We start from the raw sequence: 14,026 nt of genomic DNA, 5'->3' as shown, positions 1-14,026 counted from the left end.
CGCAAGGCACCGAAACTCCGTTCAGGATCAACGAGGGGGCTGTGTGGATATCAAGGCTTAGCTGCATTAGTATGGTTCCACTGACCTGAGGACTTACAGCATGAGCGAACAAAACAAATACACTCCACCAGCGGTCTGGACCTGGGACAACGAATCCGGTGGCCAGTTTGCCAGTATCAATCGACCGGTGTCAGGCAAAACACACGATAAGGAACTGCCCAAAGGACAACACCCCTTCCAGCTGTATTCACTGGCTACTCCCAATGGCGTGAAAGTCACCATCATGCTGGAAGAGCTATTAGAAAAGGGCATTGAGAAAGCTGAATATGATGCCTATCCCATCAGCATCAAGGATGGAGAGCAGTTCGGTAGTGGCTTTGTCGATATCAACCCCAATTCCAAGATTCCGGCATTGATCGATAATAGTGGCAGGAAGCCGGTTCGTATTTTTGAATCCGGTGCCATTCTGGTTCACCTGGCGGAAAAGTTTGGCGAATTTTTACCGCAGAAAGAAGGCCGTTCAGAGGTCATGTCCTGGTTGTTCTGGCAAATGGGCAGCGCACCCTTTTTAGGTGGAGGGTTTGGTCATTTTTATGCCTATGCACCGGAGAAGTTTGAATACCCGATTAATCGTTACGCTATGGAAGCAAAACGCCAGTTGGATGTGCTGGATAAGCAATTAGCAAACAATACTTATATAGCAGGCAGTGAATACTCCATTGCCGATATCGCAATCTGGCCCTGGTACGGCGCTCTGGTCTTAGGTCAGATGTACGACGCAGCAGAGTTTTTAAGTGTGGACTCTTATAAGAACGTGAAACGCTGGGCAGAACAGATTGCCTCACAGCCAGCGGTAAAACGTGGCAAGAGGGTCAATAGAACCTGGGGAGAACCCGGTGAACAATTGCCAGAACGTCATCATAAGTCTGACTTTGGATAATTGAGAGCGATCTGGCAATGAACACCATCAACATCCAATACTATACCTCACCCGTAGGTGAGCTGATCCTGGGCACCTACGACCAGCAACTCTGCCTGTGTGACTGGCGTTACCGCAAGAAAAGATTGCGGGTTGATGCACGGGTTAAAAATGGGCTCAAAGCGGAGTACGTTGAGCAAGACGACGAAGTTATGGAGCTTACCCGACAACAGTTAGAAGAGTACTTTCGTAAAGAACGAAATAGCTTTTCAGTCCCCCTGCTTTTGGTAGGCACCGCCTTCCAAAAGCAGGTTTGGCAAGCTTTATTGCATATTCCCTACGGAGAAACCACCAGCTATGCCGGACTGGCAGAATCCATAGGGGACAGAAACGCCCTCAGAGCCGTCGCCAATGCCAACGGTGCAAACGGCATTTCCATACTGGTTCCCTGCCACCGGGTTATTGCCAGCAATGGTGAGTTACAGGGTTATGCCGGTGGTAAACCGACTAAAGAAAAACTACTGAATCTGGAAGGTGCCCTGCCCCAGCAACAGGGTTCGCTGTTTGATTAACACGCCATAGAAACCAACATGATCAATATAAAAACAACCAGAACTGAATTGACTCTGCTTAAACCTGAAGATGCCCGACTGCTTTTAGAGTACAGACTGACTAACCGGGATCACCTTTGTCCTTGGGAACCCCTGCGGCACGAGAATTTTTATACACTGGAACAGTGTAAGCACGAGCTAACCAAACAGCGGAAAATGTTCGAGGAAGGCACAGGCTTCTACTTCACAGCACTGACACCGGACCGAAGAGAAATCATAGGGTTATGTAACTTTAGCAATGTCGTCCATGGCGTTTTTCAAGCCTGTCACCTGGGTTACTCTATCTCGAAAAAATACCAGGGCCAGGGCTTAATGCACGAAATTGTATCCGCGGGCATTGACTATATTTTTCAGGAAGTGAAACTGCATCGCATTATGGCCAACTACATTCCTGACAACCATCGAAGTGCCACATTACTCAAAAAACTGAACTTTGAAGAAGAAGGCAAAGCCCGGTCTTACCTCAAGATTGCCGGGAAGTGGCAGGATCATATTCTGACCGCCAAAATCAATCCTGCCCAACACCACAGAAACTGATAAACTCCGCGGCCTGTTACAGGAGTTTTTATGTCAGACACATCAAAAAAGAAGCACACTCAACCCGCACCCGTCTGGCGACGGCTGGCCGCTATTATGTACGACAGTTTTCTGGTTTTGGCCATTATGTTTCTGGTGGGTTTTATCAATCTTGGCATCCAGATGAAAGTGCACGGCGCTGAAGAACTCAAAGCCATCACAGAGAGCGGGCAATCCATTGGCGGGCCTTTCTTTTATGCTGCGCTTTTCCTGAGCATTTTCAGCTTTTTCGCCTTTTTCTGGTCCCGTCGTGGTCAGACGTTGGGCATGCAGGCCTGGCATATTAAAATTGTGGATCGGGAAGGAGGTTATATTTCCATCGGCCAATGCCTGATTCGGACACTGACCGCTATCCCTGCCCTGCTACTTTGCGGACTGGGTGTCTTCTGGAGTCTCTGGGATCGGGAACACCTCAGCTGGCAGGATCGATTCTCCCGATCCAGAACTCTGTATATTCCCAAGCCCTGACCGGATAGTCAGGCTGCCCTGTACAGCAACAACGATCCTATACCAATACAGATCATAATGGGCAGCAGCACAGACAACACCGGTGGGAAACCAAACACCAGGCTGGATGGCCCCAGCAGGTTCTGCACAATCATAAAAACGACCCCGGTAATCACACCCGAGAAAATTCTCAGCCCCATACTGACCGAGCGCAGGGGGCCAAAGACAAAAGAGATCCCCACCAGCACCAGGGAGAAAATAGACAGGGGTTGCAGTGCCTTGGTCCAGAACGCCAACGCGTACTCACCGGCACCCAACCCTTGCTCTTCCAGATAATTGGTATAAGTATTCAGACCTGAGATAGACAAGCCATCGGGCTTGACCACGACCACCTTCAACAGCGTCGTGGTCAGGTTGGTATCCCAGGGCGCAGTGTTCACTTTTTCCGAGACAACCTTATCACCTTCCATACGGCTCAGGGTGACATCTTCCAGCAGCCAGTGATCCTTCTGATAGATGGCCCTTTTTGCAAACGAACTTTCTTTGAGCCTCATATCATCATCAAAGACATAGCGACTGACACCATAGAGCACGCCATTAGGCTCCACCGCATTGAAGTACATAAATTCATTGCCTTCACGGTGCCAGACGCCTTCTCCGGAATATTCGCCATTGTGTGACCGGGCGATGTTCTTGCGGGTTTCGGCAATCTGCTCTGTGGCTGGCGCCACATACTCACCCAGAACAATGCCTATACAGGTCAGCAGCAACGCAGGTTTCATCACCGACCAGACCATTCGCCATAACGAAATGCCTGCCGCTCTCATAACCACCAGCTCACTGTTGGCAGCCATACTGCCCAGACCGGCCAGACAGCCAATCAAAGCGGATACAGGAATAAATTCATAAATCTTCTTGGGAATGAGCAGCAAAATATAGACGACGACATCCGCCATCTGGTAATTACCACGGACATTATCCAGCTCGCCCAGGAAAGCGAACATGGATTCCAGAACGACCAGAATCAAAAGCACCATGACCATGGAAGCCAGCACGTTCCATGCGATATAACGATCCAGCTTACGCATGAGCAACTTTCCTTTTAGCCATCCTTTTGGCCACCCTTTTCGCCATCATAGCCTGCACAGGCTCCTGAAAATAAACAATCAATCCAAGCAACAGGTAAACCCCATGCACCCACCAGATGCCGATCTGTGGCGAAAGACGTCCATCATCCACCATTCCACGGGCAGTAATCAGCAACGCCAGATAAAGCAGATAAAGCAAGACACCGGGCAAGAGTTTAACGTAGCGCCCCTGCCTGGGATTCACTTTTGAGAGCGGGACCGCCAGTAACACAATAATTGGAATCAATAACGGCAGCGAGATGCGCCACTGCAACTCCGCTATATAGGCAGGATTATCAGAGCCCAACAAGCTAGCGGTGGGCATCGCCTGCTCTTTGCTGATCTCATCCGCTACAGCACTCTCTTCCATACGGATGCCGTAGGTTCCATACTGAGCCACCCTGACTTTTTTACCACCGGGTGTCAGATCGTAACGATAACCATCACTCAGGATCAGATAACGCTGACCGTCCCGCTCTGCGGTAGATATACGACCACGCTCTGCCAACACCAGGGTCATCTCTGAACTGTCCTGACCTGACGACTGGTGAGCAATAAATACCTTATCCATCTGTTGATTGTCGTCTGTCAGAGACTCAGTGTAAGTAACCCGGTTTGCGCCCTCAAACTTTTGGAACCGGCCCGGCACCAGGGTATCGAACTCGGTCATGGAATCCTGTTGGGAAAGAATGATTTCTACTTTCTTTATCCCCCACGGGGCGACCAGGGTGCTCAGAACCGCCACCACGATCATAACGCCCAGTGCCGGAATCATGGTCATGCGCAGCAGCTGCCCCTGACTGACCCCACAGGCCCCCATAACCGTCATTTCATTCTCTACATAAAGCCGACCATAAGCCATGATAATGCCCAGAAACAAGCCCAGGGGAATAATCATCACCAGGAACTCGGGCACTCTGTAAGCCATGATGGCAAAAAGGAAGTCGGCATTCAGCGAGCCGCTGGCAGCCTGCGCGAGATAGTTCACAAAACGGCCACTCATGATAATCAGGAGCACAATACCAGTGACGGCAAATGTGACCTTGAGCATTTCTTTGGCCAGGTATCGAAAAAGGATCGAAGGCATGATCTGGGGTTACGGTTTCCGATTGTTTATTAACGTTAAAATTCACTTATCCCAAAGCTCTGATAAGCGTAAATGACAACAAAAGGCTTAAAATCTGTCTCTGAAAGAGTTGCGGGAATTCACTTCTGACGCAAGCTCTGTTCAAATACCCGATCTGACAATTATCCAACAAACCTGTTCGAGTTTATAGCCCGTATGAGAGAAGTCTCATCATTTACATTCCTTTTGCAAAAAACGGGTGTGGCGGCAAAACGTATTTATCAGGGCTTTGTCAGACAAATTAACAGGAGATCGGGTCATCCCCGAGAGCGATAACCGGACAAGTGTCCTATGGGAGCAACCATGCAATTTATCGTAAAAAGCGGAGCGGTAGAGAAGCAGAAAACTGCCTGCCTGGTACTGGCTGTACAGAAAAAAGTGCTTGCCAGCGCAGCGTCAGCCGTGAACGAAGCCAGCAAAGGTGCCATTAACAGCATCCTCAAACGCGGCGACCTCAAGTACAAGGCAGGCCAGACCCTGTTGCTCCAGCATGTTCCGGAAGTGGCCGCTGAGCGGGTTCTGCTCTGCGCCACTGGCGAAGGCAAGACCGCCCTGAAAGAAAGTGAGTTCATCAAGCTGGCTAAAGCCGTTGCCGGTGAACTGAAAGCAGCCTCGGCCAAAGACGCACTGATTTCTCTGGAAGATGTCGATGTCGATGGCAAAGACCACAGCTGGAAAGTACGCCAGCTGGTCGAAGCCATTGTCTACGCGTTCTACCAGTTCGACGAGTTCAAGAGCAAAAATGCCGACGCACCGGCACTGAAGAAAGTTTCCTTCCTGGCAGATCGTAAGCAGGCAGACGCTCTGAATCAAGCCATCGCTGAAGGTCAGGCCATTGGCGAAGGTCGTAATCTGGCCCGTACCCTGGGCAATCTGCCGGGTAACGTCTGCCACCCGACCTACCTGGCCGAGCAGGCCAAAACGCTGGCGAAATCCCATGCCAGCATGACCACCAAAATTCTGGGCGAAAAGCAGATGTCCAGCCTGGGAATGCATTCTTTGCTGTCCGTAGGCCAGGGCTCTGATCAAGAATCGAAACTGATCCTGATGGATTACAAAGGCGGCAAGCCCGACGAAAAACCCATTGTTCTGCTGGGTAAAGGCATCACCTTTGATACCGGCGGTATCTCCCTGAAACCTGGCGCAGCCATGGACGAAATGAAATTCGACATGTGCGGTGCGGCCAGTATCTTTGGCGCCATGCAGACCATTCTGGCACTGGACCTGCCCATCAACGTCGTGGGCATGGTAGCCGCTGCTGAGAATATGCCCAGCGGCAACGCTACCCGTCCGGGTGACATCGTCACCTCTATGTCGGGCCAGACCATTGAGATCCTCAATACCGATGCCGAAGGCCGTCTGGTGCTCTGCGACGCCCTGACCTACGCCGAGCGTTACAAGCCAAAAGCCGTCATCGATGTTGCCACCCTGACAGGCGCCTGCGTCATTGCCCTGGGCCATCATACAACGGGCCTTCTAAGTAACAATGATGAGCTCAGCGAAGCACTGCTGAAAGCCTCTAAAGACGCCTCCGACCAAGCCTGGCAGCTGCCAATGGGTGAAGAGTACCAGGCTCAGCTGGACTCCAACTTTGCTGACATGGCTAATATCGGTGGCCGCCCCGCTGGCACCATTACTGCTGCCTGCTTCCTGGCACGCTTTACAGAAAGCTACCCATGGGCTCACCTGGACATCGCTGGTACGGCATGGACCTCTGGTAAAGCCAAAGGCGCTACCGGTCGCCCTGTCCCGATGCTGATTCAATATCTGCTGAACCAGCTGTAACTCACTTCGGGGTTGTGGGGGTTGTGGGTCCATAAACACTCACAACCTTTCCTCCAGCCCCATTTGCCATTACACTCAGCGTCATGTCTCGAGTAACCTTCTATTTGCTACAACAACAGTCTGCCCAGGCTGTTAAACAGTTCGCCTGTCGACTGACCGACAAGGCGTGGCGTAGTGGTATGCCTGTTCATATTCACACGGATAATGACATTCAATGCGAAACCCTCGACCGACTGCTCTGGGAGTGGCGTGAAGACAGCTTTCTGCCCCATCAGATCATCAACAGCAAGGCACCGGGCGCACCGATCACTCTGGGGTATGAGCCCCCCGACGCCTTACACGACAACACTCTTCTGATTAATCTGTCCGGTCAGATTCCGGGCTTTTATAAAGACTTTGTCCGAACCTGTGAGATTGTTGACCGGAGTCCGGGCCCGGTTGAGATTCTCCGTGACAAATTCAGAGCTTATGTTGCAGACGGCATCCAGCCAGAAACCCACAAGATCTAAAGTACGCAATCTAAAGTACACAATCTAAAGTACACAACGAAAACCATCAACCGGTGAGGAATATGAGTCAGAAAAAGGCGGATCGTCACGATCATCTCAATCAGCATATTCCTGTTCTCACCGATCTGGCCGACCAGCAAGAAGACCGACAGACCGTCACGGTGCTGGATATCCAGAGAGATTATCAACAGAGCACTCCTCAGGAAACGGTTACAGAAACGGTTACAGAGTCAGAACTGAAAGCCCGGCTACGCAAACAGGCCCGGCAACTGATTCAGGACATCATCGATGACGAGCTGGTCAGGATTGAAGCCCAGCTGAACCGTGAACTGAACAGCTATCTGGATCGCCTGCTGGAGCAGGTGCCGGAAAATCTAACGGATTAACACTGCTCTTCCTGTTCCGTGTATACTGCACGGTTTCGATCAGAACCTGTCAGAACCCTCTAGTTATGGAAAAAACCTTTAACCCTCACGCGATTGAGCGCAGCTGGTATCAAACCTGGGAAGAGAAAGGCTACTTTGCCCCCTCCGGCCAGGGCTCTCCCTACAGCATTATGATTCCACCGCCCAACGTCACCGGCAGCCTGCACATGGGTCACGCTTTCCAGGACTCTATTATGGACGCCCTGATTCGTTACCAGCGCATGAAAGGCAGCAATACCCTATGGCAGGTGGGTACAGACCATGCCGGTATTGCCACACAAATGGTGGTAGAGCGTAAAATTCAGGCCGAAGAAGGCAAGACCCGCCACGATTATGGCCGTGCAGCCTTTACCGACAAAATCTGGGAATGGAAAGAAGAGTCCGGTGGTAACATCACCCGCCAGCTGCGTCGCCTCGGTGCTTCTGTGGACTGGGACAATGAACGCTTCACCATGGATAAAGGCTTCTACAAAGCCGTTCAGGAAGTTTTCGTTCGCCTCTATAAAGACGATCTGATCTATCGCGGCAAACGCCTGGTCAACTGGGACCCCAAACTTCATACCGCTATCTCTGATCTGGAAGTCGTCAACAAGGATATCAAGGGGCACATGTGGCACCTGCGCTACCCCCTGGCTGACGGCGAAAAAACCGCTGAAGGCAAAGACTACATTGTCGTCGCCACCACCCGTCCGGAAACCATGCTGGGTGATACCGGTGTTGCCGTTAATGCTAAAGACGAACGCTACAAGGCCCTAATCGGAAAAGACATCATCCTACCACTGGTCAACCGTCGTATTCCTATCGTGGCCGATGAACATGCGGACATGGAAAAAGGCACCGGCTGTGTAAAAATCACACCAGCCCATGACTTTAACGATAATGAGGTCGGCAAGCGCTGCGGTCTGCCCATGATCAATGTCATGACCCTGGAAGGCCATATCAGCCAACAGGGTCAGGTTTTCAACATCGATGGTTCCGACAATCACGATATTGACGCCCCCATCCCCGAAAAATACCGCGGCATGGAACGGTTTGCTGCACGTAAAGCCATCATCGCCGACTTTGAAGCAGCCGGGCTGCTGGAAGAGATCAAGAACCACGAGCTGATGGTGCCTTATGGTGACCGCTCTGACGTGGTTATTGAACCGCTGTTGACGGATCAGTGGTTTGTCCGTGCCGAACCGCTGGCCAAACCTGCCATTGAGGCCGTTGCAGACGGCCGCATTCAATTTGTCCCCAAACAGTACGAAAACATGTACTTCTCCTGGATGCAGGATATCCAGGACTGGTGCATCTCCCGCCAGCTCTGGTGGGGTCATCGCATTCCTGCCTGGTACGACGAACACGGCAATGTTTATGTTGGTCGCAGTGAAGAAGACGTACGACAGGAAAACAACATTCCTGCCGAAGTCAGCCTGAAACAAGACGACGATGTACTGGATACCTGGTTCTCTTCTGCGCTCTGGACTTTTGGCACCCTCGGCTGGCCTGAAAACACTGAGCGCCTGAACACCTTCCACCCGACCGATGTTCTGGTGTCGGGCTTTGACATCATTTTCTTCTGGGTAGCCCGGATGATCATGATGACCATGCATTTCATCAAAGATGAAAACGGCAACCCTCAGGTACCGTTCAAATACGTCTACATGACCGGCCTGATTCGTGATGAGAATGGCGACAAAATGTCCAAGTCCAAAGGGAACGTACTGGACCCCCTGGATATGATCGACGGCATCAGCCTGGAAGATCTGGTTGCAAAACGCACCGGCAATATGATGCAGCCACAACTGGCGGCAAAAATTGAAAAACGTACCCGTAAAACCTTCTCTGAGGGTATCGCGGCACACGGTACCGACGCGCTGCGTTACACCCTCTACTCATTGGCTTCTACCGGTCGTGATATCAACTGGGATATGAAGCGTCTGGAAGGTTACCGAAACTTCTGCAACAAGATCTGGAACGCAGCCAACTACGTTCAGATGAACACCAAAGACGAAGACTGCGGCCAGAAGGGTGGTGACGTTGAACTGACCCTGGCGGATAAGTGGATTATTTCCCGGCTTCAGCGTCTGGAAGCCCAGCTTGAAAAGAACCTGGCCGACTTCCGTCTGGATCACGCCTCCCAGAACCTGTACGACTTTATCTGGAATGAATACTGCGCCTGGTACCTGGAGCTGTCCAAGCCTGTTCTTTGGAGTGAAGAGGCTTCTGAAGCCCTGAAACGTGGCACCCGTCGTACACTGGTTCAGGTTCTGGAAACCATTATGCGCCTGGCTCACCCGTTCATGCCGTTTATTACTGAAGAGATCTGGCAGAACATCAAGCAGGAAGCGGGCGTTGCAGGCGACACCCTGATGCTGCAAAGCTACCCGACTCTGGATGAAAGTAAACTGGACGAGACTGCCGAGCAGGACATCGAATGGCTGAAAGGCTTCATTACCGGCATCCGTAATATTCGTGCTGAACTGAATATTGGCCCCAGCCGCGAACTGGATGTACTGCTGCGCAACCTTTCTGTTGACGACCAGCGTCGCCTTGATGAAAACAGTGCTTTCCTGAAGTCTCTGGCGAAATTGTCAGACATTCGTGTTCTCAGTTCTGACGAACAAGCCCCTATGTCAACCACTCAGCTGGTGGGCAAGATGGAAGTTCTGGTACCGATGGCTGGGTTGATCGACAAGGAAAAGGAAGTCGCCCGCCTGAGCAAAGAAGTGGAACGACTGAATAAAGAAGTGCAGCGTTTTGAAGGGAAACTGGCTAATGAGAAGTTCATTAACAACGCCAAGCCTGAGGTGGTTGAAAAAGAACGTGGCAAGTTGAAAGAAGCCCTGGCTGCCAGGGAGCGTTTGAATGAACAGCTGACAGCGATTCAGGCTTTGTAAAGAGTTTGAGGATGATACCTGAGACTCCGTTCACCCTGAGCGGAGTCGAAGGGCGGTTGGCAGGGTCTTTAATCGTTGTTTTTCCGCAATTGATCCCTGAGCCGTTGCAGCCGTATCCACTCTTCCTGAGTAGCCAGCAGCTCTGAAAACAGCTCATCGCCAACGGTTGACTGAGAATCACCGTCTTCTTCAAGACCTTCTGTCTGCTCTTCAATCCAGAAATGCTCGAATCGACCTTCAATCTGAAGGCTCAACAAATTGGCCCTGACGATTCTGGAAGCATCATCCATTCTGACAATGTCCTGCCTGTCAGAGGCGAACCGTTTAATCCTTGCAAACAGGTTCTGCCAGAAAAAAAGAAACTCCGCTTTTTCAGGATCTTCCCCACCGGAGGCGGGTTCAGCCTGATCAGAATCGTCAACCATAATGCGTCCTTACTGCCTGAATTCATAAATTGATTATAGAACCCTGTTTCGCTGCGCTCTAAAACAGTCTAATAAAATCAGGCAGATAAGCACTTATTTGATATCCAGAACCTGCTCTTCGATCTTCTGCTTCCAGATTTGCGGTCCGGTTTTGTGGACAGAATCACCGGTGTGATCCACTGCCACGGTCACCGGCATATCCTTGACTTCAAACTCGTAGATAGCTTCCATACCCAGTTCAGGGAAGGCAACCACTTCGGCTTTCCTGACCGCCTGGGAAACCAGATAAGCGGCTCCACCTACGGCAATCAGATAAACAGACTCGTTATCCCTGATGGCATCAATCGCAGCATCACCCCGTTCTGCCTTGCCAATCATTCCAGCCAGACCTGTCTGCTCCAGCATAGTACGGGTAAACTTGTCCATACGGGTAGAAGTGGTTGGACCTGCGGGGCCAACTACTTCATCACGCACCGGATCAACCGGTCCTACGTAGTAAATAAAGCGACCTTTCAGATCAACAGGCAAAGCTTCGCCACGGGACATCATGTCAACCATGCGTTTGTGGGCAGCATCACGACCGGTCAGGATTTTTCCTGACAGCAGTACTGTGTCACCCGGCTTCCAGCTCTTGATTTCTTCTTTGGAGATGCCGTCAACATTGACCTTACGTACCCCTTCGCTCATATCCAGGGCGACCTCAGGGTAATCATCCAGACTCGGAGCTTCCTGAATAACGGGACCACTGCCATCCAGTACAAAATGCGCGTGTCGTGTGGCGGCACAGTTTGGAATCATCGCTACAGGCAAAGAAGCGGCGTGAGTCGGGTAGTCCTTAATCTTGATATCCAGCACCGTGGTGAGGCCACCCAGACCCTGTGCACCAATACCCAGACTGTTGACAGCATCCATAATCTCCAGACGCAGTTCCTCAACCCGGTTACTGGGTCCGCGCTCCCTGAGTTCATGGATATCAACAGGTTCCATAAGGGATTCCTTGGCCAGCACCATGGCTTTTTCAGCGGTACCACCAATACCGATGCCTAACATACCCGGAGGACACCAGCCTGCACCCATCGTCGGTACGGTTTTCTTGACCCACTCAACAATATCATCCGAGGGATTCAGCATCGCCAGCTTGGATTTGTTCTCAGAGCCTCCACCCTTGGCTGCCACCTGAACATCAACGGTATCCCCTGGCACCAGGGTCATATGGATAACGGCAGGTGTGTTGTCTTTGGTATTTTTGCGGGCACCGGCAGGATCTTCCAGAACGGAGGCACGGAGCACATTTTCCGGGTGCGTGTAGGCGCGGCGCACCCCTTCATTCACCATATCCTCGATACTTTGATCCCCTTCGAAGCGGACATTCATACCAATCTTCAGGAAGACAGTAACAATACCCGTATCCTGACAAATAGGCCGCTTGCCCATGGCGCACATTCTGGAATTAATCAGAATCTGGGCCATGGCGTCTTTAGCCGCCTTGGACGGCTCTTTCTTCCAGGCGTCATGAACCGCATGAATGAAATCCAGCGGATGATAACAGGAGATAAATTGAAGAGCGTCAGCAACACTCTCAATCAGATCCTCTTCACGAATTAGTGGCATTGCGCTCCCCAACTCCCATAATCAGTCTGGGAACCTGTCGAACTCAAAGCGCAGCTTCAACAGATCTCAGATTTGCAAGCGTTAAACGGACCCTGGCCGGTTACCCGGCTCTGTTTTTTCGCAGGGTTTCCCCTCCTCATTTGTCCGGCCAGTATATCAACGCTTCACATCAGAAAACATTGATCGAAAACAGGATCTTTCACTTTTTATCGCGGATCACCGAAAAAAACGACAGACAATACTTAAAATGAATGATGGGCACAGCCCCGTCACGAATGCAGGAATGCCCGCAGTCACGCAGGCAATCGTTGATCTGGCAGAAAGTCGAAATTAAGGGTCGGGTTTTACATGCACATCCACTAAATTGGGCATGGAACCACGATCCTCGACGACCTGTATTTGTAACTGAGGAGTCAACAATCTGGTGCGGGTCTCTGAAGTTGGTGCGGACTCCGTCACCCGCCTGATACTATAAATTTGCGGGCCTTTAAGCTCTGACATGATCTTTTGAAATGCCCGTTTCTTTACTACCTCCCAAATTGCCTGAAAGCTTTTATCCACTACTGACGAGCAGGCTTGAGAGGGTTTGCGAACTATATTAATGGCGTATTTTGAGTCACTGGATGAAAGAGAGTCCATCTCGACTGTGCCATCTGCAGGGTTGCTGCTGACAAGGATGGTGACTGGAATCTCAACCGTTTTTTTTCTCTTCCTGTTTTTTTTTGTTCTTGGTGTACATGGGGTTTCGATGCCTAAATGAAGCACCCCTGTGATCTGAAATTGATAGTGACCCTGCTTATCCTTATCCTCATCCTCATCGCTAGCAGTGCTTTCAGAAGAAGCCACGGCAGAGGACTCTTCTTCTGCCGGTGCCGGTCGTGGGGGATGTTCAGCTAATGTATCTGTATGAGACTCGTCCCTTGTCCGCTTTTTTGCACGAGACTTGCCCTTTTTCTGCGGTGATGGCAAGGCCTCCTGATGGGTGCCTGTGCCCGAAGCTGATGGTTTATTTGCGCTGGCTGAAGCAGTGCTTTCATAAATAGTCACTACGGGGTTGTAAATAATGGGATCAATCACGTATAACTGATTCTTGTTCTGAATTTCAATGGGTCCCATTGGAAGAATAATTGGGTAACTATGTTGATCGTCATCCTCAGTAGCCATTTCAATTAAATTTTTATGGATAAGCATTTGCAAAGTGTCACGGGCTATTACCCCTTCATCTGAAGATGGAGAGTACAAATAATCCAGAGTTGAAGAGTAAGAAGGAGGCCAGAGTTCCGCATCAAAAAGTCGACTTCCATAAAAAAAAGTTTCAGGCAAGATGATTGCGGCACTTGGCTGTTCAGGCTGTCGAGGCTGTTCTTCAGATAAAGGACTGAGCGTTTGTGAAACAACAAGGTGGCAATTATCCTCTTGCCGATGTGTAACGACAATTTCATCGTATATCTCATTAACAATAACGGTATACTCGGTGATGTTATCAACCGAATCATCTTCATCTTCTGCGTTAGCATTTATTGCCGTATATCCAAGTGCCAGAATAAACAAAGCTCTTGCAAAAAGATTAAAAAAAGGCATAG

Annotated in this window: 13 protein-coding genes; 8 read left to right on the top strand and 5 right to left on the bottom strand. The window is 50.6% G+C overall.

Annotation, left to right across the window (positions count from 1 at the left end; all coding sequences use genetic code 11):
- The first annotated feature begins 100 nt into the window (after positions 1-100).
- The 4 genes from yghU to K7B67_RS05940 are packed head-to-tail and all read left to right on the top strand — an operon-like array spanning position 101 to position 2,574.
- Positions 101-940 carry a glutathione-dependent disulfide-bond oxidoreductase gene (gene yghU / locus K7B67_RS05960; protein WP_252179443.1) on the top strand — a complete coding sequence of 280 codons (840 nt, stop codon included), beginning with the start codon at positions 101-103 and terminating at the stop codon, positions 938-940.
- 17 nt (positions 941-957) lie between these two features.
- Entirely contained in the window at positions 958-1,491 is a 534-nt protein-coding gene (locus K7B67_RS23845) for a methylated-DNA--[protein]-cysteine S-methyltransferase (protein ID WP_256484751.1), read from the top strand.
- An 18-nt stretch (positions 1,492-1,509) separates the two neighbouring features.
- On the top strand, positions 1,510-2,067 hold the full coding sequence (rimJ, locus tag K7B67_RS05945) for a ribosomal protein S5-alanine N-acetyltransferase (RefSeq protein ID WP_252179442.1): 558 nt from the start codon (positions 1,510-1,512) through the stop codon (positions 2,065-2,067).
- A 30-nt stretch (positions 2,068-2,097) separates the two neighbouring features.
- Complete coding sequence (locus K7B67_RS05940; RefSeq protein WP_252179441.1) at positions 2,098-2,574, top strand: RDD family protein; 477 nt, start codon at positions 2,098-2,100, stop codon at positions 2,572-2,574.
- An 8-nt stretch (positions 2,575-2,582) separates the two neighbouring features.
- Here the strand turns inward: K7B67_RS05940 and lptG are convergent, their stop codons facing one another.
- Together lptG and lptF are read right to left on the bottom strand one after the other, a co-directional pair.
- Positions 2,583-3,641, bottom strand: coding sequence for an LPS export ABC transporter permease LptG (gene lptG / locus K7B67_RS05935; RefSeq protein ID WP_252179440.1), 1,059 nt, complete (start codon positions 3,639-3,641; stop codon positions 2,583-2,585).
- Entirely contained in the window at positions 3,634-4,767 is a 1,134-nt protein-coding gene (lptF, locus tag K7B67_RS05930; protein WP_252179439.1) for an LPS export ABC transporter permease LptF, read from the bottom strand. Before lptF ends, lptG begins: the two co-directional genes overlap by 8 nt.
- 342 nt (positions 4,768-5,109) lie before the next feature.
- Between lptF and K7B67_RS05925 the strand changes: the two genes are divergently transcribed.
- The 4 genes from K7B67_RS05925 (at position 5,110) to K7B67_RS05910 (ending at position 10,407) form a co-directional block, all read left to right on the top strand.
- Positions 5,110-6,591 carry a leucyl aminopeptidase gene (locus K7B67_RS05925; RefSeq protein WP_252179438.1) on the top strand — a complete coding sequence of 494 codons (1,482 nt, stop codon included), beginning with the start codon at positions 5,110-5,112 and terminating at the stop codon, positions 6,589-6,591.
- A gap of 83 nt (positions 6,592-6,674) precedes the next feature.
- Complete coding sequence (locus K7B67_RS05920; RefSeq protein WP_252179437.1) at positions 6,675-7,100, top strand: DNA polymerase III subunit chi; 426 nt, start codon at positions 6,675-6,677, stop codon at positions 7,098-7,100.
- Positions 7,101-7,162: 62 nt separating this feature from the next.
- The gene (locus K7B67_RS05915; RefSeq protein WP_252179436.1) at positions 7,163-7,486 is read left to right on the top strand and encodes a hypothetical protein; all 324 of its coding nucleotides are present in this window, start codon (positions 7,163-7,165) and stop codon (positions 7,484-7,486) included.
- 65 nt (positions 7,487-7,551) lie between these two features.
- Complete coding sequence (locus K7B67_RS05910) at positions 7,552-10,407, top strand: valine--tRNA ligase (protein WP_252179435.1); 2,856 nt, start codon at positions 7,552-7,554, stop codon at positions 10,405-10,407.
- Positions 10,408-10,475: 68 nt separating this feature from the next.
- On the opposite strand, the gene K7B67_RS05905 is transcribed toward K7B67_RS05910, so the two are convergent.
- From K7B67_RS05905 to K7B67_RS05895, 3 genes are all read right to left on the bottom strand, one after another.
- Positions 10,476-10,832 (bottom strand): hypothetical protein, encoded by a 357-nt coding sequence (locus K7B67_RS05905; protein ID WP_252179434.1) that lies wholly within the window; start codon positions 10,830-10,832, stop codon positions 10,476-10,478.
- Positions 10,833-10,925: 93 nt separating this feature from the next.
- Complete coding sequence (locus K7B67_RS05900; protein ID WP_252179433.1) at positions 10,926-12,443, bottom strand: fumarate hydratase; 1,518 nt, start codon at positions 12,441-12,443, stop codon at positions 10,926-10,928.
- 330 nt (positions 12,444-12,773) lie between these two features.
- Complete coding sequence (locus tag K7B67_RS05895; protein ID WP_252179432.1) at positions 12,774-14,024, bottom strand: hypothetical protein; 1,251 nt, start codon at positions 14,022-14,024, stop codon at positions 12,774-12,776.
- Positions 14,025-14,026: the final 2 nt, after the last annotated feature.

It is taken from the genome of Endozoicomonas sp. 4G (assembly GCF_023822025.1).
GTDB lineage: Bacteria > Pseudomonadota > Gammaproteobacteria > Pseudomonadales > Endozoicomonadaceae > Endozoicomonas_A.
Note: the sequence above shows the minus strand (reverse complement) of the source record. Positions and strands in the feature narration are given on the sequence as shown.